Source organism: Serratia silvae, from assembly GCF_023282985.1.
In the GTDB taxonomy this organism is placed as follows: domain Bacteria; phylum Pseudomonadota; class Gammaproteobacteria; order Enterobacterales; family Enterobacteriaceae; genus Chania; species Chania silvae.
Genome location: NZ_JAGQDC010000018.1, coordinates 43445 through 65044 on the forward strand (window position 1 = coordinate 43445; position 21600 = coordinate 65044).

Consider the following 21600-nt stretch of genomic DNA (forward strand, 5'->3'; position numbering starts at 1 on the left):
GATGAAGATCACTAACGCATTGAATAATAAACATACGTTACTAATAATTGCCTTTCACTACAATTTCCTACCGTTAAAGGTTATTTTTTAATCACCACGTCCCTGATATGCTGGTTATTCGCTACGCTGAAACATAAGATTCATCTTGGCTTTCAATACAATGAGTCATTTTTTCAGGAATTGGGACAATCCTTAGAACGGTTCAGTAAGATGGCGATGCAGTATAAAACTACCTGCCGGAAGAAGAGAACAAACAAATAGGAAAAGATAATATGAGCGTTGAACGTGAATATTTGTTGCCCGCGATCTGGGTACGTGAACATCTGGTCCAGGTCCCGCTGAATTGGTTCGATAACCAGGATACACGCACCATCGAGATCTTTGCCCGTGAGTTGGTTGACCCGTTACGCCGTGATGAACAACTGCCTTGCCTGTTGTTTTTACAAGGTGGCCCAGGGGGAAAAAGCCCACGCCCTACGGCGCGCAGCAGCTGGATTGCCGAGGCCCTGAAAAGTTACCGGGTGATCCTGCTCGATCAACGTGGCACCGGGCGCAGCACCCGTATTGAAGGTAAGAGTCTGGCCGGGCTAACCGCCCATCAGGCGGCAGATTACCTGGCCTGCTTCCGCGCCGACTCGATCGTCAGCGATGCCGAATATCTGCGTAAAACCTGCTTTGGCGATCGCCCGTGGAGCACGCTGGGGCAGAGTTATGGCGGTTTTATCACACTGACCTACCTTTCTCAGGCACCGGAGGGGTTACACTGCTGCTTTATGACCGGCGGCCTGGCCAGCCTGCAACCCGATGCCGATGAAGTCTACGCTCATACCTATCCGCAGGTGGTCGCCAAAAATCGTATCTTCTATCAGCGCTACCCACATCTGGAGCCGCTGATCGGCCAGATTGCCGATAAGCTGGAGCAGGAAGAGGTGTTGTTGCCCGATGGCGACCGGCTGACCGTACGCCGCCTGCAAAGCCTGGGGATCGATCTTGGCATGAGCGAAGGCTACGAGCGGTTGCTTTGGCTGTTTGACGAAGCCTTTAACCCAGACGGCGAATTCAGTGATACCTTCCTGTCGCAGGTGATGGCGCTGACCAGCTACGCGGAGAATCCGCTGTTTGCCGCGCTGCATGAAAGTATTTACGCGCAGGATAAGGCCACCAACTGGGCGGCAGAACGGCAACGGGGCAGCTTCGAAGCTTTCGACGGGGATCGGCGCCCTCTCTACCTGACCGGGGAGATGATCTACCCCTGGATGTTCACCGATATCGCCGCCCTGCGCCCCTTCAATGAACCAGTTAAGCTGTTGGCCGAACGCCGCGTGTGGTCACCGCTGTATAACAGCGATCGCCTGCTCGACAATCGGGTTCCGGTATTTGCCGCCGTTTATTTCAGCGATATGTATGTCGATTTGAAACTCTCGCTGGCGACCGCGCAGCAAGTCGGTAATTTGACGCCGTGGATCACCAACGAGTATGAGCATAACGGCTTACGCGTCGGTAATGTTTTTGGTCATCTGCAATCAATGGCGCAGGAAGCAGGCATTTAGTTCACCAACTCAATGGTGATCAGGCGGCTATCGACACGGCCATGATCGTCCACCGCCCGGATACGATACTGACCATTGTTGACCGGCCGCCAATCTATGGCGGTTTTACTGGCGCTGCTGCCAAGATAAATATCATCAACAAACCAATACACCGTTTTACTGTCCGCGTCAGTCACCGCATTGAAGGAGATTTTGTCACGCCCCTGCTGCGATTGCCGCAAGGTATAGGTGGTATTTTTCAGCGGCGAGGTAATGCGTGGCGGGCTGCCAGTGACCGCTACCGCATTATCCTTGCAGTGACTTACCGGCGGGGCTCGCTTGGGTAATCCAGCCTGCGCAAACACGTTAGCCAGATCGGAAGGCCAGAACTCAAACACCTCGGTACGGGTTTGCGTTTCATCATACGGTGGGCAGGCCACCTCACCGCTGTGAATATCCAGCACCACCGGGCGATAGACGGTATCGACCTTGATCGGCGACTTGCCGGGAATAAACCAGGTTTTACCTTTCTGCTGGCACCATTGCGTCGGCAGGTTGCCGCTGGCCAGGCAAATATCCACCCGCTTCAACTGTTTCGGGAAGGGATGCTTCGGCTCCTGCAAGGTCGGATAGCTGGCGTTAATGCTGTCGATAATATTGAAAAATAGCGGAGCTGCCGCATCGGCCCCCACAAACACGTTGTTGCCTCTGCTGTCGAAATTCCCTTCCCAGACTACCAGCACGTAAGGCCCGAAGATCCCTACGCTCCAGGCATCGCGGAAGCCCCAGGAGGTCCCGGTTTTCCAATAGACCGGCAGCGATGACGAGCGTTGCGCCAGAGTGTCTCCAGGCCGACGATGCTGGCGCAACATATCCAGCGTAGTGAAACTGGCTTCTTCGCTGAGCAAACGGATCGGGGGCGGATAGGCATCACTCTTTTGCATCCGTAATGGGCGCAATACGCCCTGGTTAGCCAGTAGCGCATACAGCTTCGCCAGTTCCTGGGCGGTGATTTCTCCACCGCCCAACACCAGCGACAGCCCATAATGGTTCTCACTGGCCAGGTTGGCGATACCAGACAGGCTTAAAAACTGATAAAACGTCGGTTGTCGTAGTTGCGAAGCCACATACACCGCAGGAATGTTGCGGCTGAAGTTCAGCGCATCCGTCGCCGTCACCGGCCCCAGGAAGCGGCGGTCAAAATTCTCTGGCGCGTAGGCGCCAAAAGACGAAGGCACGTCCTTCAGGATGGTCATCGGATGCAGCACGCCCTGCTCCATCCCCAAGGCATAAATGAAGGGCTTGAGGGTCGAGCCAGGGGAACGCTTGGCATTGGTTCCGTTCACCTGCCCCTGGATCTCGCGGTTGTAATAATCGGCAGAGCCTACCAGCGCCCTTATCCCCATATCACGGCTGTCCACCAACAGCACCGAGGCATTATGGATCCCCCGGCTCTGGTTACGGACGATAAACGCGTTCACCTGCCTTTCGATCAGCCGCTGTAGCCCAGCATCCAGCTCGGTGTCCACACGGGTATCCAGCTTCACTAACTGTTGGGTCTGCTGGCGCAACTGTTCGATAAAGTGTGGGGCAAGGTACGGCATCCGTTCTGGTTGGCGCAGTGCCAAAGGGAGCTGAAACAAGGCACGCTGACTGCTGTCGGTATTATAAACGCCTTGCCAGCGTTGAAACAGGCGGTTGCGGGCCTGCGTCAGGGCTTGCCCCAATACGCCGGTTTTAGGGTCGATGCGATAGCTCGGTGACTGCGGCAACACCGAGAGCGTCAGCGCCTCCGGCAAAGTCAGATCCTGCGGTGCCTTGGCAAAATAGATCAGGCTGGCCGCACCGATGCTTTCAATATTGCGGCCATAGGGGGCGTAATTGAGATAGGCTTCCAGAATATCGTGCTTGGAATAACTGAGCTCCAACTGAACGGCCCGCAGTACCTGCGTCAGTTTACCGCCAGGTGTGCGGGTATTCAGATGCCAATGCATGCGCGCCAACTGCATGGTGATGGTCGAACCACCCTGCATTTTGCCACCGACTACGTAGCTACGCCAAAAGCCACGCAGCAGGCTGACGGGGTTAAATCCGGGGTTGTAATAGAACCAGCGATCTTCATGCAGCAAAATCCCCTGCACCGCCAGCGGTGAGATCTTTTCCAGCGGCGTCCACAGGCGATAGCGATCGTCATTGGCCAACGTGAGGCGCATCAGCGTCCCGTGGCGATCATAGTAAACCGTGGAGAAAGGCACGCCCTGAGAAAGAGGAGGATGCGGCCACAGCCGCGCCCCCACCAGGCCCAGCGCCAGCAGAAATACCGCCATCAAGATATTTTGTAGCCAGCGTTTTGCCACAGCAGATGCAGGAAGGATTTTCATGGAGTCTCGGTACCCACGAACCCCGCAGCTCAACGCTGCGGGGCATCGCGATGGCTTATTGACTTTCCGCCGGTACAACCACCAGTTTACCGCTGTTGGCCGACATGGCCTGCACTTCACGATCATACATGGCTTCGCCATAAGCCGGAGGGATCACAAAGCTACCGGTGTTGGTCGCTTTAATCTGGTAGACAAACTCCTGCACGTCGGTGCTGGCACTACCATAGATGATCACCCGGTCTTCACGGATATCGCTGTAATCAGGCGCCCAAGTGGAGCCCGAGGCAGCCAGTGGTGACTGCCAGCCTGCGTCCGTATTCTCGCTGGCTTCACCGTCTTCGCCGGTCGATTCTGGCTCTGGTGCCGTTTGCTGCACCACTTCAAATCCGCCAGGCAGCAGATCGACAATCGCCAGATTGCTCTGACCTTCTTTCGAATTGGCGCGGATTTTCAGATGAACGTTGATCTTCTGCCCCAACGTTACCTGAGTGACCGGTTTACCCTGTTCATCGGTGTAATCACGGGTAATTTCCAAGCCGCGAGCAATGGCTTTCTGTGGAGCAGCCAGATCGTAACCGGCCTGAGTCACCACATACCAGGCCGGAGCGTCAGCGCTGTTGGTAAAGCGGATAGCCTTGGCCTCGGCAGTAAACTGGCCTTTGGCAAACAGCCCTATCATCTCTGAAATCACCTGCGGATCGGCGTTACCTTGCTTGCCGAGCTGCGCAATCGTCAGCGAATCTGTGGCATTAGCCTGCGCCGCCACCTGAGCCGAATAGCTTTCCAGCGCCAAGATACTCATCGCCGAAGAATAGGTGGTATAGCGCTCTTCTTTCAACGCCTTGACCATGTTCTCCAGCACCTGCGGAGGGATGGAAGAGACCTTCTCCGGGAAGTGACGAGTGATCAGATACAGACGCGTCGCGTCCTGTACCAGCGGATCGAAGTAATTCTGCGTCCACCAGCCTTTGTCATAGGCTTTACTAAGTTGCTTCCAGCTAGGTTGCAGCAAGGCATTGGCCTCATCGTCCATTTTCAACAGACGGTAAGACGATGCCAGATACAGGGCGCTCAGATCGGTTTTCCAGCTGTCTGGATACAGTTTCTGCAACGTATCCTGCACCGAGGCCAGCGAGTTGGTGGTAATTTCGCCCTGTAAGGTCAGCAGGTAGACCGCCCAGGTACGCAGACGCAGATGATACATATCCTCATAACGGTTGGCTGCCAGCTCACGCAGCGCGCCGTTGGCATCTTCCAGCATCCCTACCGGCAAGGCATAACCCGCCGCTTTGGCTTCCAGCAGGTATTGCACCACGTATGGCGTGACGAAAGGATCGGTTTCCGGCGATGAACGCCAGGCACCAATGGCCCCGCTGTCGTTCTGGCGAGAACGCAGTACGCCGAGCAGGTTTTTCAGCTGGTTGCTGACTTCGGCCTGGCTCTGGCTGCTTTTCATCTCCGGATGCTGGCTTTGCATGATCAGCGGAATAGAACGGCTGACGATCTGCTCAGAACAGTAATACGGATAATCCGCCAGATACTGCGCCAGACCGTTGGTCAGCACCAACGGTGAGTGAGATACCGCTGCGCTGCGCTGCGCATAGGCATCAAACATCTGCCGCAAATTATCGATATTCTGGCTGCTGCCGCTCATGCGGCCCATCACCGTCTGGGTGCGGTAAGGCATTGCCGGACGCACCGAGGTGCTAATGGTACGGCGGCTGGTTTTATCACCATAACGCGCTTCAAACACCAGCGGAGCATCACCCAGTGCCGCCTTGGCACGCAGGCGGAAGTTGATCACGCCTTCACGCTTCTCCGCCAATGACAGGTTTTGCTCGGCCTTACCCACCACTTCCAACTGCGGCGGTGGCGTCAACTGCACGGCGATCGCCACAGGTTTACCGTTCAACCCTTCGAGATTATTGCTAACCCCGACGCTGACATCAAACTCATCCCCCGGAGCCACCATGTAAGGCACGTTCGGCGTCATGATGAAGTTGTCACGTACCGTCGCGGAGGTTTGGGCCTTGCCAATTTTGCTTGGCGTAACCGAAATGGCCATCACGCGGATCTTGCCGTTGAAGTAATCCGGCACCGGATAGGTAAACTGCTTCTCGCCGTTGACTTCGGTAATGCCAGACCAGTAGGCCACTGGCTTGTCGCGCTTGCGTTTGAACGGGTTCAAGTTGAGATCCAGCCCTTCACCCGCATCACCGCCCGGTGCCGCCGAAAGCGCCATCAGTTTGCTGAACTCCGGCAGGATCAGATCGAGGATCTGCGAGCTTTCCACGCTCAGCTCACGCTTACGGAAGAAGTACTCCAGCGGATCTTTCAGGCGGTAACGCGCTACCTGCAAGATCCCTTCATCTACGGCAAACAGTGCGACCTGCTGTGGGGCATCAGTTTTCACCGTCATCGTCAGGTTTTCACCCGGTTTAATCACCTCAGGTGTCACTATTTCCAGGCCGTTTTGCCGGGCTTTGGTGCTGATTTTAAACGGCATGACGCCATAGCTCAGCGGGCTCATAAAGATCTCGCTGGAGTTGACGTCACGCACAAACTGCACGTTGATATAACCGTTGCCTTCCATCCCGGCCGGAACCCGGATTTTCTGCACCGAGCTGGTGGTGTCGGTGTGGAACCACTGCCAGGCATAGACACGGTCTTTTTCGATGGTGATCAAACCACTGCCGGTATATGGCGCGTTGATCGCCACTTCAATTTCTTCACCCGGCTGATATTCCGCCTGGTTCAGTTTCAGCTTCAGTTCGGCATTGCGATCCAGCGAACGGCTGAGGTTGGCGTTGCCCGCCACGCTATAGGCGATACGGTTGAGTACCTTGCCCTGCGCATCTTCGATCACCAGAACGAAGTCACCCGGGGTTTCGGTCGCCAAGGTCAGATCGGTACCCTGCTCGCTCAGCGCCAACGGCTGCTCGGACAGCTGCACCTCTTTCATTTTCGACTGGTATTTATAAACGCCAGAATCCTGCTTGGTCAGCACCGAGATGTATTTCTGTTCGATCAGCACCTGCTTCAGATCGGCGAGTGCGATCTGTTTCAAGGAAGGATCGACGGCAATCACGTTCAGATTTCGCGCTGCCCCCCGGTTGATGTAGCCTAAATCACCGTCTGGCTTCACGCCCACCAGATAGTCATATGGCGAAACCAATACACGAGCGGTGGCGGCAACAGAACGCCCGCCGCCGGCAACAAAGGCTTCCGACAGCAGTTGCAGCTGATAGGTGGCATCCGCATAGGACTTCAGATCCAGCGGAATATTCGCCACGCCCTGCTCGTTGGTGGTGCGGTCTTCCAGTTCCGTTTCAAAACCATCGCTATTCTGGCGGTTCTCAAAGAAGGCGTAATCCGGGAAGCGATCAAAACTTGGGTACATTGGCCGTAGGGTCAACTTCGAGGTGACGCGACGATCCTGGGCTGGTGTGCCAAACAGGTTCTGCACATCGATGTTCGCCTGCAGCTCAGAAGGTTTCACCCACCCTTGCTGCCGGTTCGGCGTCAGCTCCAGCTTCACCTTCAGTTGGTCTGGCTCAAACTCTTTCACGTTGACGGCGGTATGGCCAAGTAAGGTGGAAGTGTCGTTATTCTTGCCAATCAGATACAGGTAGACGTTCCACTCGCCCGTTGGTGCGTTCTCATCGGTGGTGTAACTCAACTCATTGAAACCGCTGCCACCGAGAGTCAGCGGCACCGTCGTCATCAGTTTGTCGCGTGGATCGCGGATCTCGGCACGTACCGGTACGCCAGCCAGGGCTACGCCCCAATCGGTAGCACGGGTAATCAGACCAATATTGAAGGTATCGCCCGGACGGTACACGCCACGATCGGAGAACAGATAACTGCTCAGGGTGCGTGGATCGATCGGGGTTTCTTCGCCTTGAATATCAAAGCGGGAGAAATCCAGCCCGCGGTCGTTATAGCGAGTGGTTGGCAAGAAGGAAACATCGCCCTCTTTTTCCACCAGGAACATCACCGGCTGGCGTTCGTTGGTATACACGTCCAGCGATGGGAAACGCACGTGCCCATTGGCATCGGTCACCTGGTTGAGCAGCGTTACGCCGTTTTTGGCGATCACCGAGACTTTGGCGCCGCTGACTGGCGCTCCGCTGTGGATAGATTGGACAAACACATCGCGCGTTTTATCCTGCGAGCGCTTGGCAATAATCCCCAGATCGGTCACGACAACAAAGCGCGAATCCCCGACGGAGCGCGAGTCGTCCTCTTCCTGCTCCCCTTGATAGCCTTCATCCTCTGCGGCCTGCGTCTTTTTCTTTTCCGGCTGCCATTCTGACAGCGTCAGCAGGAACACGCCGCGATGGGAATCCGTGCTGGTGGACAGGTAACGTGAGAGATCGATGCCCTTATAGCTCACTTCACCCGGCCGATCGTTGTTGATTACCGTTTGATATTTGAAGTGTTCGGTAAAATATTCATCGTTGAGTTGGTTGAACTGAGCCGAAGAGTATTCGCTGCTTTTGAAAGAAACGATATGTTGCAACTGGCTTGGGATCACCCGTTTGATATCCAGCCGCAGACCGGGCACGTTACGCGCAGCCACGCTGATTTGCTTGTCACCGTTTACCGACAGCAGAGAACCCTGTGACATAAACTGCAAGGTTTTCGGGAAGTCTGGTACTTCGACGATGCGGTAGACCTTCTCCGGCATTTTATAGCCGCCCGAAGAGGTCATCAGGTTGGTGATTTCCAGCAGCATAAAGCGGTGAGCCGGTGCGTCAAACTTGAAGCTGAACTGCGGTTGATAGGTCTCTTCCGCTTCATTCAAGGTCAGCGTCAGCGGCGTAGACTGGGCCATTACGCTGTTTTCGATGCTCTCAGTCCCGCCCCACTGATAAAAATCGTCCGGTTCGTTGCTGGCTTCAGAATCGTTAGGGTTATGCTGCGGCAATAACCAGGCCTTGACCGCACGCCCGGCATCTTTGTCTTTGATCGCATCGCTGAAGGCGACAATCAGCGCACGCTGGCCTTTGGTGCCATCGCTATCGACCACCTGAGCACTGGCATCCTTCACTGTGAGGCTATACAGCGTTGGCACCGATACCCAGCTGTCTTTCGATTGGGTGATCGCATTGGCAGACACCACCGACTTGATGCCTTTACCCAGCACCAGATGCACTTTACCGCCGTGATCCAGGGCTTTCAGCGGTTCAGAATGCACCCAGGCGTTCAGTTTCTTGGCATCATAGACCAGGGAGAAATTGAGTTTCTTTTCAGATTTGGCGTTGGCTTCGATCAACCCCATGGCGATCTGCTTTTCAAAGCTGGCCACATCCACTGGCGCATTGAATTTGACGTTGAAGATAGCGCTGCGCTTTTGCGGATCTTGTGGGTCCTGATAATACTCGGCTTGCCCAAGTTGATAGTCAAAAGCCGGGGCACTAAAGCTGTAATTGGTGTTGGCGAGTTTAATCTGTGGGGCCAACAGCACGGCTGGCTCGAGCTTAACCTCATATTTGCCGCCCATCGGCAATGGGTTTTTCGGCGTGAAGACCAGGGTCCAGGCGTTATTCCACTTCCACTGCCCTTCAAGTGCCGGGCTGATGGAGATACCTTTTTCCACGACCTTTCCGGCATCGGCCAACGGTGCTACGGAGTTTCTAAAGGTGAGGGTGACCTGCTGCGGCGCAGATTTCTGCACGGCATAGTTAACCGGTTCAGGATCGGATACGCGCACGCTGGTTTCCTGGTACACCATCGGTGCCGGTTCAATCGGCTGTGGCCGATTCAGCCACCAGTGCCACCCGTAGAAGGCGACACCCGCGGCGCACAACAGCACCAGCAACGACAGGCTAATGGCTTTGGGATATTTATCTACCCCACCTTCCAGCCGCAGGAAGCCACGCTTCACCCCGCCGGATACCGCTGCCCACCAGGCAGGTGCATTCCAGTTCAGGTTGCCCACCACCGGCTTGAACAGCCGCCCCAACAGGCCAAAAATCACGGCCAACAGGCGGAACAGGCCTTTTATCAACGTAAAAGGCAAACGGAGGATAAACTTCAGCAAATCCATGATTGCAGCACCTTTTTATTCCGTGAAAGACACCCAGAGAGACAACATTCCCAACGCCGGAACCGAGGCAGCTAACAGGCCACACCTATTCCCAAAATCAGTAACAACACCAAAAAAACAAGAATAGCGGCCATGACCACGCCAAAAGCAAACAGAGCAATTTGGAAAGCTAACGTGCCAATACCGAGCATTACCGCAGCAGAAACCGCGCGTGGGTTTTCCTTACACACCCCAGCAATCGTGCCAAGGATCACGGCACCAACCGCCAATATGGCTGTGACGATCTTCAATATCCGATCGACATCATAGTGAGGCCGCGAGACCTTTTCAGGGATTTTATGACCAGCCAGTGAGGCCAGCAGTGATTCTTTGATGGCCACGGCTTTGCCAGCAACGAGGCTTTCCAACGTCTGCTGAGGGGCAAATGGCCCGGCATAGAAATGGACTATCGCCAATAACAGTGCCAAACCGCCTAGCGCGATCCCCGACCAACCGAATATATTTTTTCTGAGCATGAGAAACCCTCCTTGGTTACTCGCGGTAATGTGCACATTATCCACTAATTTCACACGTCGGTGGAAACTCTATTTTAGCTGTGCAGCGTGAATTGTGCATTGCGGGCGCAGCATGCAGCCCCTACGCAGAGTGCGATTACAGCTCGATGTTGAGCAGTGAATCCAACCGTTGCAGCAGTACCAGCAGCGGCAGGCAGCTCGGCTGTTTATCCTTCAGCGCCTCTTCAAAATAAGGGGTGATGGCAAAACGCGTTGGCAGTGGCGCATTGGCATCGAGCAGCGCATGCATCCTTGGCAACAGTACCCACTGCAACCACTCTTCAGCCAGCATGCTGTCGATGCAAAAAGGTTCCGTGCTGGCAAAAGCCTCAGCTTCCGGCGGCATAAGCTGCCACAGCGCCAAATCACGCATGGATTGTTCAATCGCCTGTAAATTATGGCGAACCTGGTTGGATATACTCATCGACATTCCCGATCTATTTAAGCTTGTTAATCAGCCTGTGGCTGAGAACGGCAAAGCATAACATTTAAGCCCAAAGCACCCAATTTTATCTGGTGGCACCACGCCTGGCACGGCACAATACGCGCACCCAAAAATCACACATGATAAAAGACATGCCCGCAACATCACTCAATAAAAATCACGCTACGCCCGGTAAAGCCATGCTGGCTTCGGTAACCGGTTATGCTATGGACGGCTTCGATCTGTTGATACTCGGCTTTATGCTGCCGGTGATCACCACTGAACTGGGTCTCACCTCATCGCAAGCCGGTTCGCTGGTGACCTGGACATTGATCGGCGCAGTGATTGGCGGCGTGATCTTCGGCCATCTCAGCGACCGTTTTGGCCGTATCCGCGTGCTGACCATCACTATCCTGATGTTTTCGCTGTTTACCGGCCTGTGCGCCGTTGCCGTCGGCTACTGGGATTTGCTCGCCTATCGAACCCTGGCGGGGATTGGGCTGGGCGGCGAGTTCGGTATTGGCATGGCGTTAATCGCCGAAGCCTGGCCCGCAGAAAAACGCAACCGCGCCTCGGCCTATGTGGGCATGGGCTGGCAGCTCGGCGTGCTTGCCGCTGCCTTCCTCACCCCGCTGTTGCTACCTTATATCGGCTGGCGTGGTATGTTCCTGGTTGGCCTGCTGCCGGCGCTGGTTTCCTTCCTTATTCGCCGAACCATGGGCGAACCCAAAGAGTTTACGCAGCAAAAAACCAGTGAACAGCAACTCTCCTTTACTCAACGATTAAAGCTGCTATTTAAAGATCGTGCCACCAGCAAGGCCAGCCTGGGGATCTTTATCCTCTGCTCGGTGCAAAACTTTGGCTATTACGGGCTGATGATCTGGATGCCGACCTATCTGGCCAAAAACTTTGGCTTCTCGTTGACCAAATCCGGCGTCTGGACGGGAGTCACAGTGATCGGCATGACCTTCGGTATCTGGCTGTTCGGCGTATTGGCCGACCGTTTTCCCCGTTGGATCATCTTTGTCATTTACCAGATTGGTGCCGTCGTGATGGTCATAAGCTATGCGCAACTTACCGATCCCACGCTGATGCTGTTTGCTGGGGCACTGATGGGGGTGTTTGTTAACGGGATGATTGGTGGCTACGGTGCGCTGATTTCTGACACCTATCCGGTACAGGCTCGCGCCACGGCGCAGAATATCCTGTTCAACCTGGGGCGCGGCGTCGGTGGGCTTGGGCCATTGGTGATCGGTGCACTGGTCACTCAGGTTTCTTTTACTGCCGCGATCAGCCTGCTGGCCGCTATTTACCTGTTGGATATTTTCGCCACGCTGTTCCTGTTACCGAAGAAACAAAGCACAGGTGATACGTTGGGAGCAATAGGATAAACCTTGAGGGGGAAGCCAGGCAGGATTTGCTGTCTGGCCTTTGCTCCAGACAAAAAGTTGGGGGCACTGCGTTAACAGTGCCCCCGGTTCGTTTTATAGCTAATCCCGCTACAAGTGTGCTCCCTGCTCAATCCCTGAAAACTTTTCCTTTCGGCCATCCTGACCAAAACAATCCTTCGCAAAATCCTCTAGCATCATCCTGACGCGGTTCCTCGGCCTTCCTGACCCACCAACAATCCTGTGTTGGCTCTCTATCTCCGTCCTGGAGGTGTCCCTGGTTTCAATCCTGAAACATCCTGTGTATCATCCTGATACCAATCCCTTCCACTCTTCCTGAGTGCATCCTTTTCTTCTTCCTGAAGCTGCATCATCCTGACGCTTTCCTGCTCCATCCGGCTTCCTTCCGGTAGACATAAGATCGCTTATTTCCTTCCCGTTCACAAGGGCATGTAGGACGGATTACAGTAAATTTGACTTAACTCACATCGGAATAAACATATAATAAATTGATATATATGATTAATTAGTAAAAATAGACCAGCTAAAGTAAAAAATTAAAAGCGATCTCTCACAGCTTTTGTAAGAGATCTCTCACACGCACTAAAGGCAAATTCGCCGATTAATTAACACTTGGGCGTAAAGCATTGAGAAAATCGCCCAAACAGGCGGCTAATAGCGTACGTTTTTTGCTGCCAAATTGCTCAAGCAGCACGTTGCCGCTGACATTACACAGCGACACCACCGTCATTTCCGATTCTGTAGTCGCCAGGAACAACGTAGGCGAGAGCTTAAGGCGTTTTTGCGTCACTAGATGCCCAATCAGATTCTCCTGCAGTCGAATAAAGTCGTCTTCACTCCAGACCTGCAATAGCGTCAACGGATGCTCGCCGAACTGCGCACTCATATCCCCGGCATACTGTTGGGTATAGAAGGTGTGGATATCCGGTTGTAGTTGCAGTTCCAGCGCCTGCTCAACTTTTTCCAGACTAGCCGCTGGCGTAAAAGGCTGCGGCAGCCACAGCACCGTGTCATCGCGATTTTCGACAATACAGGGGGAAGCCACGCCGTACAGTTCCTGGCTAGCTGGGGCATGGCCGTACTGCTGTAGCCATTCGTCGACATAGCGCTGGGTAAATTCACGCAGGGCGTGCGATACATCATGGTCCATATTTTTTCTCGCATACGGTAAACTAGTGCCTATTGTACCTATCTCACACCAAGGTGACAGCTCATGTCCTCCTATCAAGATCATCAGGCTCTGGCGGCACTGACGCTGGGCAAGCCAACCGCATACCGTGACAACTACGATGCCTCACTGCTACAAGCGGTTCCTCGCAGCATGAACCGGGAACCGCTGGGGCTTTATCCCGATAGCCTGCCATTCCACGGTGCCGATATCTGGACGTTGTATGAACTTTCCTGGCTCAATGCCAAGGGGCTGCCGCAGGTCGCGGTGGGAGAAATCAGCCTGAATGCCAACAGCGTGAACCTGATTGAGTCCAAAAGCTTCAAGCTCTATCTCAACAGCTTTAACCAAACCCACTTCCCGGACTGGGAGACGGTGCGCAGCACGCTGCAACGCGATCTCAGCGCCTTCGCGCAAGGGGATGTCAGCGTGAGCCTGTTCAGCGTCGAGCGGCTTGAAGGCAGCCCAATCGCCCGGTTGGATGGCGAATGCCTTGACCAACAAGACATCAGCATTGATAACTACGAGTTCGATACGGGCTACCTAACAGGCGCAGCCGGTAGCCAAATCGTTGAGGAAACGTTGGTCAGCCATCTGTTGAAGTCCAACTGCCTAATCACCAACCAGCCCGATTGGGGCTCAGTGCAGATCCGCTATCGCGGCCCACAGATCAACCGCGAAGCCCTGCTGCGCTATCTGGTTTCGTTCCGCCATCACAACGAATTCCATGAACAGTGCGTTGAGCGGATCTTTAACGATCTACTGCGTTTCTGCCAGCCGCAACAATTGAGTGTTTATGCCCGCTATACCCGGCGCGGTGGTCTGGATATCAACCCTTGGCGCAGCAATGTGGCGTTCGAACCGGCGCATGGCCGTCTGGCCCGCCAATAATGCTCAACAACTGAGCTAACAGGCGGTTTGTATTGGTAAAAATCCGGAGACGGCGGTAAGGTTAAATCAAGAGTGCCCGCTTTTTGCTCAGGCATTCCAGTAGGCAATACAAAATTCTTACCGCAGTGCGCAGAGAGGCAGGTAAGGATTATTATCGCCCCATAGTGGGCGCAAAGGAGTTACCTTGATTACACATATCAGCCCACTTGGCGCTATGGATTTGTTGTCGCAGCTGGAAGTTGACATGCTGAAGCGTACCGCCAGCAGCGACCTGTACCGTTTGTTCCGCAACTGCTCCCTGGCGGTGTTAAACTCCGGTAGCCAGACCGACAACAGCAAACAGCTGCTGTCGCGTTATGAAAACTTTGATATCAACGTGCTGCGCCGTGAACGCGGCGTAAAACTCGAGCTAGTGAACCCGCCAGAAGAGGCTTTCGTTGATGGCCGCATTATTCGCTCACTGCAGGCCAACCTGTTTGCCGTGCTGCGCGATATCCTGTTTGTCCACGGCCAAATGGACAGCGCCGGGCGCTTCCAACACCTGAATCTGGAAGACTCCGTTCATATCACCAATCTGGTGTTCTCCATCCTGCGTAATGCCCGCACGCTGCACCTGGACGAAGATCCGAATATGGTGGTGTGTTGGGGTGGCCACTCGATCAATGAAAACGAATATCTGTATGCCCGTAAGGTCGGTAGCCAGTTGGGTCTGCGCGAGCTGAATATCTGTACCGGCTGTGGGCCAGGGGCCATGGAAGCGCCGATGAAAGGGGCTGCCGTCGGTCATGCTCAACAGCGCTACCACAACAGCCGTTTTATCGGTATGACCGAACCTTCCATCATTGCCGCCGAACCGCCGAATCCGCTGGTGAACGAACTGGTGATCATGCCAGATATCGAAAAACGTCTGGAAGCCTTTGTGCGCATCGCGCACGGCATCATCATTTTCCCTGGCGGTGTCGGTACTGCGGAAGAACTGCTGTATCTGTTGGGCATTCTGATGAATCCGGAAAACAGCGAACAAGTCCTGCCGCTGATCCTCACCGGGCCAAAAGAGAGCGCCGATTACTTCCGCGTGCTGGACGAATTCATCATGAATACGCTGGGCGAGGAAGCACGCCGTCATTACACCATCATCATCGACGATCCGGCCGAAGTGGCCCGTCAGATGAAAAAAGCCATGCCGCTGGTGAAAGAAAACCGCCGCAATACCGGTGATGCCTACAGCTTTAACTGGTCGATCCGTATTGCACCGGACCTGCAACTCCCCTTCGAGCCAAGTCATGAAAACATGGCCAATCTCAACCTGTACCCGAATCAACCGGCGGAACAGTTGGCTGCGGCCCTGCGCCGTGCGTTCTCAGGGATCGTGGCGGGTAACGTGAAGGAGAACGGCATTCATGCCATCGAACAGTTCGGCCCTTACAAGCTGCATGGCGATCCGTTGATGATGAAGCAGATGGACAGTCTGTTGCAGGGCTTTGTCGCCCAGCACCGGATGAAACTGCCGGGAACCGCCTACGTTCCTTGCTACGAGATCGTAGCCTGATCATCACCTCTGGGCGGCGTCATAGCCGCCCTTATTTTCTGACGTTGTTGCCTTCACTCTATGGATTTCAAGCTGTAGCTAGGCGACAAGTGCGTTCATCTCCAGGAGCTTAGTAAGCTAAGTGACTGGAGTGACAAATCTGTCGGGAACAGATTTGAACGCTGTTCGCAGCGGTCCCGAAGGGGCGAGTAACGCACGCAGGTAACAACGCTACAGCTTGAAAGACGACGAGTATATGCCTATACATTTACTGATTGTCGATGCTCTGAACCTAATCCGCCGCATTCATGCGGTGCAGGGCTCCCCTTGTGTCAACGCTTGCAAGCATGCGCTACAGCAGTTGATTCAACACAGCCAACCCACCCACGCCGTGGCGGTGTTCGACGAAGACGACCGCAGCGAGAGCTGGCGCCACCAAATTCTGCCTGATTACAAAGCCGGGCGCTCGCCAATGCCGGAAAACCTGCATCAGGAAATGCCGCAACTGCGCGAAGCGTTTGCCGAACTTGGTGTTGCCAGTTGGCATTCCGCAGGCAATGAGGCGGACGATCTGGCTGCAACCCTGACGGCGAAACTGGCCGCTAGCGGCCACCAGGTGACGATTGTCTCTACCGACAAAGGCTACTGCCAACTACTGGCACCCAGCGTACAGATCCGTGATTACTTCCAGAAACGCTGGCTGGATATGCCATTTGTGCAGCAAGAGTTTGGCGTGTTACCGCAACAGCTCACGGATTATTGGGGGCTGGCAGGAATTGGTAGCAGCAAGATCCCAGGCGTTGCCGGCATCGGGCCAAAAACGGCAGTCTTGCTGTTGCAACAAATGGGGAGTCTGGATGGTCTGTATCAACACCTGGAGCAGGTGCCGGAGAAGTGGCACGGCAAGCTGTTAGAGCACCGCGAACTGGCCTATATCAGCAAGCAGGTCGCCACTTTGCGTACCGATCTGACGCTAGACGGCAATCTGCAACAGCTACGTTTGCCAATAAATTAAGGGCGCTGCCAGCAGCAACGCCCTTACATCTTACTCGCGCTCGTCGCGGCGGCCAGGAATTGCCGACCACATGCGGCGTACGTGCACGGTGATCTCTTCACGATCGTGGTACAGTTGCTTGGCGTGGATCTCTGCGCTAATCCCTTCGTTGGCCAAGGCTTCGTGGATACTTTGCAGGTTCTGAGCCACCTCTTCGTAACGCTTCTTCATCGGCAGCTTCAGGTTAAAGATCGCCTCACGGCACCAGCCTTTAAGCAACCATTGGATCATCAGGCTGGTCACCTTGGCCGGCTTCTCCACCATATCGCACACCACCCAGTAGTTTTTGCTGGTGGTCGGTTCGAACCTGAAACCGTCGGCGCGATGATGGGTCACCTGCCCGGTATCCATCAGGCTCTGGGCCATCGGGCCGTTGTCCACCGAATGCACCATCATGCTACGTTTGACCAACTGATAGGTCCAGCCGCCAGGGCAAGCCCCCAGATCGACCGCAAACATCCCGCTGCCTAAACGCTCGTCCCATTCGTCTGCCGGGATGAAAACGTGGAAAGCCTCTTCCAGCTTCAGGGTAGAGCGGCTTGGCGCATCGGACGGGAACTTCAGGCGTGGGATCCCCATATAGAACGGGGAGTTGTTGTTGCTGTAGGAATAGCCTACGTAACAACAACCCGGTGCGATAAAGAATACGTGTACCACCGGGCGAGTGGCGTTCTCACGGGCCATCAGCACTTTCTGTTCACGCATGGCGGTACGCAGCGGCACCGTCAGTTTGCGGCAGAACTTCAGCAACTCTTTGCTTTCGTTGGTATCCGGCACTTCTACCCGTAATTCACCGCCGCGATCGACCACGCCCATCAGCATACCGACAATCGGTGAAACCCGATCTTCTGGCGGCAAATCACGCAGCAGTTCTCCCACCACCAGCATCTGGCGGGCAAAGATCAGCTCACGAAACGGGATTTCTTTCGCCAGGCGATCGGCATCGTCCGGCTGGTAACATTCAAACAGCACATAGCCGCTATTGTCTTTGACTCTGGCAAAGCCAAACACTTCCAACTGGGCGGCCTTGTCGGTGATTTCCGCCGCGCACTCTTTCTCAAAGCCTTGGCGGCAGTACAACGCGATCTTATTCATGGCGCTCGGCCTTTTTCCTCAGACGCAAAGCGCCAATCAACATCAATACCCAACCGATCAGGAAGCAGGTCCCGCCCACTGGCGTGACATAAACCCAAACCTTTTGGTGAGACAGCGCCAGACAGTACAGGCTGCCGCTGAACAACACGGTGCCGAGCGCCAACAACGCTCCGCTCCAGTAAAACCACAGGCTGACCCGACGCTGCATGGCAACGGCCATACCCAGGATCGCCAGAGTATGGAAACCCTGGTAATCAAGCCCGGTACGGATCCAAGTCATTTCATTGACCCCAAGCGCACGACTCAATACGTGCGCACCAAAGGCGCCCAGAGCAACATAGACAAAACCACTGATAGCAGCAAAAATCAGCATGGAACGGCTACTCATTATTTTTCACCTTAATCGAGATTAACCAGCCACAACATCACCGCAGCCGGCCCTATTGTTCATAGCGAAAGCGGAACTTCTCCTGTTCGCTGGCCGCACGCGCCAAGATCCATTGGCGAAAGGCGGCTATTTTACCCAGTTCTGCCTGGCTGTCATGACATACCAGATAAAAAGCGTTTTTACTTACCAACACATCGTTAAACGGGCAAACCAGACGACCGGCTTCGATCTCGGTTTGCGCCATCACGTTATTCACCAGCGCAATCCCCTGGCCATGAACGGCCGCCTGCACCACCATGGCGCTATGGCTAAAGATCGGCCCTTGCTGCACGTTGATATGCTGTAACCCCAATTGGCGGGTGTATGCCAGCCAGTCGCGGCGTGAAGTATCATGCAGAAGCGTATGATAAGCCAGATCGCCCGGCACTTTCAGTGCATGATCGCCCATTAGCAGACTGGGAGAACAAACCGGCAGCAGATATTCCGCATACAAACGCTCGGTACGCACCCCCGGCCAGTTGCCACGACCATAAAAAATCGCCACGTCAACGTCATCCGCCAGCTTTTCTTCTTCGCGGTCAATGGCCTGGATACGCACATCGATTCCCGGATAAGCTGAGTTAAAGCTGGAAAGGCGTGGCACCAGCCACTGAATGGCGAAACTTGGCGGCAGACTGACGGTCAAAGCCCCCTTGGCACTGCGCGCCTGAAGCTTGCGTGTTGCCTCATTGATCGAAGAGAAAATCTCTTTGATATCCAGGTAATAACTCTGCCCCTCTTCCGTCAGCAGCAGCGAACGGTTACGCCGTCGAAACAGTTTCAGCCCCAGGAAATCCTCCAGAGACTTGATCTGATGGCTGACTGCAGCTTGGGTAACAAACAGCTCCTCTGCCGCCTTGGTAAAGCTCAAATGGCGGGCTGCCGCGTCAAAAACCCGCAGAGCATTAAGTGGAGGTAAACGTTTAGACATGACTATCCCCTTCGTCTTTCAAGCTACAGCGTTGTTGGCTGCATGCGCTCACCCCAGTCACTTACCTCAGTAAGCTCCTGCGGATTCCCGCATTTGCCGCCTACCTGTCACTTGAAATTCATTGGGTATAGCTACATTTATGTAACATTTGTCGAATGATTTCGCATAATAGACTTGGCAGCTCTATCCATAACGCCATAAGTCCACTTGAGTGAACCATTGCCATTAGTTTTTTTAATCCGATCCATTATAAATTGTCCGTTGAGCATGCGCCAGTAAATACCTATAGTGGCGGCACTTCCTGGGCCGGAACGAAAAGGAATTGGGTGTCGAAGACGCCGATGAACTTTTGGCTTGTGGTTGTGATGTTGTGTTTGCAATTTGTCCGCCAATTCGGACATGGTAGCTAGGCTACTGTTTTTCACTTCCTGTACATTTACCCTGTCTGTCCATAGTGATTTTATGCAGCACCGCCAACTTTGCGGTGCTTTTTTTTGCCTGAAAATTACTGTGTTACTTGAAAATCACTGATCACCTTCAACCATTTCCTTCACATCAGCACGGTTAATCTGCTGCTCAACCCCGTTGGCGTCTTTGTAGCTGATCATCCCGGTATCTTCATCCACTTTAGGTTTTCCATCAGCGACAATGGTGCGTCCATCGTTGGTATGCATGACGTAGTTGCTTGAGCAGGCTGCTAGGGTAAACGTAAGCATCAGGGCAGAGATAACTGTGGCTGTCTTGTTCATTTTTGACTCCTTGCAGATAAAAATGCTGTAAAACTCATTTCTGTTATTTAAGGAACTCATTTGCATGCCAATATTCAGCATAACAAACTTCCGTCAGATTTCCAGGAAACGGCGACAATTGATCGGGATAACTTGTCTCTGACGGCAAAATAGGACAGGATCAATGGCTGACAAAGCCACTGAAAATCAGCCGATGAAGCCTTTTGAACCTACCTTGTTCCGCAGCCAGTTCCCGGCCCTTCAACAGGCGGGAATTTATCTGGACAGTGCCGCCACCGCGCTAAAACCGCAGGCGGTGATCGAAGCCACGCAGCAGTTTTACAGCGCAGATGCCGCCACCGTACACCGCAGCCAACATCGTGCGGCGCAGGATTTGACCCAGCGCTTTGAGCAGGCACGCCAGCAGGTTGCCACCCTGATTAATGCCCCTTGTGCGGACGATATCGTCTGGACGCGCGGCACCACGGAAGCCATCAATCTGGTCGCGCAAAGCTATGCTCGCCCACGCCTGCAGCCCGGGGATCAGATCCTGGTTAGCGAGGCGGAACATCATGCCAACCTGATCCCGTGGTTGATGGTGGCAGAACAGACCGGTGCCGAAGTAGTGAAGCTCCCGCTTGGCCCCGATCGCCTGCCAGATTTGACGCTGCTCCCTACGCTGTTATGCGAAAAAACCCGCATTCTGGCCTTGGGGCAAATGTCCAACGTCACGGGAGGCTGCCCTGATATCGCGCTGGCTATTGAGTTGGCCCATGCGGTGAACGCAGTAGTGATGATCGACGGCGCACAGGGCATTGTGCATTGCCCTGCCGACGTTCAGCGGCTGGATATCGATTTCTACGCCTTCTCCGCGCATAAACTCTATGGCCCAACCGGTATTGGTACGTTGTATGGCAAAACCGCGTTGCTGGCCCAAATGGGGCCGTGGCAAGGCGGCGGAAAAATGCTGACGCAGGCTTCTTTCAACGGCTTTACGCCACAAAAACCGCCACACTGTTTTGAAGCCGGTACGCCGAACATTGCCGGAGTACTTGGGCTGGGCGCCGCATTGAGCTGGCTGGAAACGCAGGATATGGCCGCCGCCGAGCAATACAGCCGCGCCCTGGCGCAAAATGCCGAACAGCGTTTGCAGCAGTTACCTGGCTTTCGCAGCTTCCGCAGTTCCGGCTCCAGCCTGTTGGCCTTTGATATCGCCGGGATCCACCACAGCGATATCGTCACCCTGTTAGCCGAACAAAACATCGCGGTACGCGCGGGCCAGCACTGCGCCCAACCCTTGATCGCCGCATTAGGGGTCAGCGGAACATTACGTGCGTCGTTTGCGCCTTATAATACGCAGGAAGACGTCGATGCTCTGGTAATAGCGTTAGTTAACGCCATCGAATTGCTGGCGGAATAAGATGCAAAA

At 54.4% G+C, this 21600-nt stretch carries 15 protein-coding genes; 6 read left to right on the plus strand and 9 right to left on the minus strand.

The window, feature by feature from the left end:
• Positions 1–272 precede the first annotated feature (272 nt).
• Complete coding sequence (locus KAJ71_RS19075; RefSeq protein WP_248947124.1) at positions 273–1550, plus strand: alpha/beta fold hydrolase; 1278 nt, start codon at positions 273–275, stop codon at positions 1548–1550.
• Here the strand turns inward: KAJ71_RS19075 and pbpC are convergent.
• From pbpC to KAJ71_RS19095, 4 genes are all read right to left on the minus strand, one after another.
• Positions 1547–3910, minus strand: a complete 2364-nt coding sequence (gene pbpC, locus KAJ71_RS19080; RefSeq protein WP_248947125.1) for a penicillin-binding protein 1C — start codon at positions 3908–3910, stop codon at positions 1547–1549. The genes KAJ71_RS19075 and pbpC overlap by 4 nt on opposite strands.
• 55 nt (positions 3911–3965) lie before the next feature.
• A complete protein-coding gene (locus tag KAJ71_RS19085) occupies positions 3966–9962 on the minus strand; it encodes an alpha-2-macroglobulin family protein (protein ID WP_248947126.1) in 5997 nt (1998 codons plus the stop codon).
• A gap of 71 nt (positions 9963–10033) precedes the next feature.
• Positions 10034–10477: an inner membrane protein YidI gene (gene yidI / locus KAJ71_RS19090; RefSeq protein WP_248947127.1), complete on the minus strand. Its 444-nt coding sequence runs from the start codon at positions 10475–10477 to the stop codon at positions 10034–10036.
• A 136-nt stretch (positions 10478–10613) separates the two neighbouring features.
• Positions 10614–10940: a YqcC family protein gene (locus tag KAJ71_RS19095; protein ID WP_248947128.1), complete on the minus strand. Its 327-nt coding sequence runs from the start codon at positions 10938–10940 to the stop codon at positions 10614–10616.
• Between the two features lie 152 nt (positions 10941–11092).
• On the opposite strand from KAJ71_RS19095, the gene KAJ71_RS19100 reads away from it, so the two are divergent.
• Positions 11093–12331, plus strand: coding sequence for an MFS transporter (locus tag KAJ71_RS19100; protein WP_248947129.1), 1239 nt, complete (start codon positions 11093–11095; stop codon positions 12329–12331).
• Between the two features lie 619 nt (positions 12332–12950).
• Here KAJ71_RS19100 and syd read toward each other — a convergent pair.
• Entirely contained in the window at positions 12951–13499 is a 549-nt protein-coding gene (gene syd, locus KAJ71_RS19105) for a SecY-interacting protein (RefSeq protein WP_248947130.1), read from the minus strand.
• 63 nt (positions 13500–13562) lie between these two features.
• Between syd and queF the strand changes: the two genes are divergently transcribed.
• From queF to xni, 3 genes are all read left to right on the plus strand, one after another.
• The gene (gene queF, locus KAJ71_RS19110) at positions 13563–14408 is read left to right on the plus strand and encodes an NADPH-dependent 7-cyano-7-deazaguanine reductase QueF (RefSeq protein WP_248947131.1); all 846 of its coding nucleotides are present in this window, start codon (positions 13563–13565) and stop codon (positions 14406–14408) included.
• 184 nt (positions 14409–14592) lie between these two features.
• Complete coding sequence (ppnN, locus tag KAJ71_RS19115) at positions 14593–15957, plus strand: nucleotide 5'-monophosphate nucleosidase PpnN (RefSeq protein ID WP_248947132.1); 1365 nt, start codon at positions 14593–14595, stop codon at positions 15955–15957.
• 235 nt (positions 15958–16192) lie between these two features.
• Positions 16193–16951 carry a flap endonuclease Xni gene (gene xni, locus KAJ71_RS19120; protein ID WP_248947133.1) on the plus strand — a complete coding sequence of 253 codons (759 nt, stop codon included), beginning with the start codon at positions 16193–16195 and terminating at the stop codon, positions 16949–16951.
• Positions 16952–16981: 30 nt separating this feature from the next.
• On the opposite strand, the gene rlmM is transcribed toward xni, so the two are convergent.
• The 4 genes from rlmM to KAJ71_RS19140 form a co-directional block, all read right to left on the minus strand.
• Complete coding sequence (gene rlmM / locus KAJ71_RS19125) at positions 16982–18085, minus strand: 23S rRNA (cytidine(2498)-2'-O)-methyltransferase RlmM (protein ID WP_248947134.1); 1104 nt, start codon at positions 18083–18085, stop codon at positions 16982–16984.
• Positions 18078–18473: a DUF423 domain-containing protein gene (locus KAJ71_RS19130; protein ID WP_248947135.1), complete on the minus strand. Its 396-nt coding sequence runs from the start codon at positions 18471–18473 to the stop codon at positions 18078–18080. The genes rlmM and KAJ71_RS19130 overlap by 8 nt, the downstream gene beginning before the upstream one ends.
• Before the next feature lie 52 nt (positions 18474–18525).
• Positions 18526–19443 (minus strand): transcriptional regulator GcvA, encoded by a 918-nt coding sequence (locus KAJ71_RS19135; protein ID WP_024484298.1) that lies wholly within the window; start codon positions 19441–19443, stop codon positions 18526–18528.
• A gap of 524 nt (positions 19444–19967) precedes the next feature.
• Positions 19968–20192, minus strand: a complete 225-nt coding sequence (locus tag KAJ71_RS19140) for a YgdI/YgdR family lipoprotein (protein ID WP_248947136.1) — start codon at positions 20190–20192, stop codon at positions 19968–19970.
• A gap of 193 nt (positions 20193–20385) precedes the next feature.
• Between KAJ71_RS19140 and csdA the strand changes: the two genes are divergently transcribed.
• Positions 20386–21591: a cysteine desulfurase CsdA gene (gene csdA, locus KAJ71_RS19145; RefSeq protein WP_248947173.1), complete on the plus strand. Its 1206-nt coding sequence runs from the start codon at positions 20386–20388 to the stop codon at positions 21589–21591.
• Positions 21592–21600 lie beyond the last annotated feature (9 nt).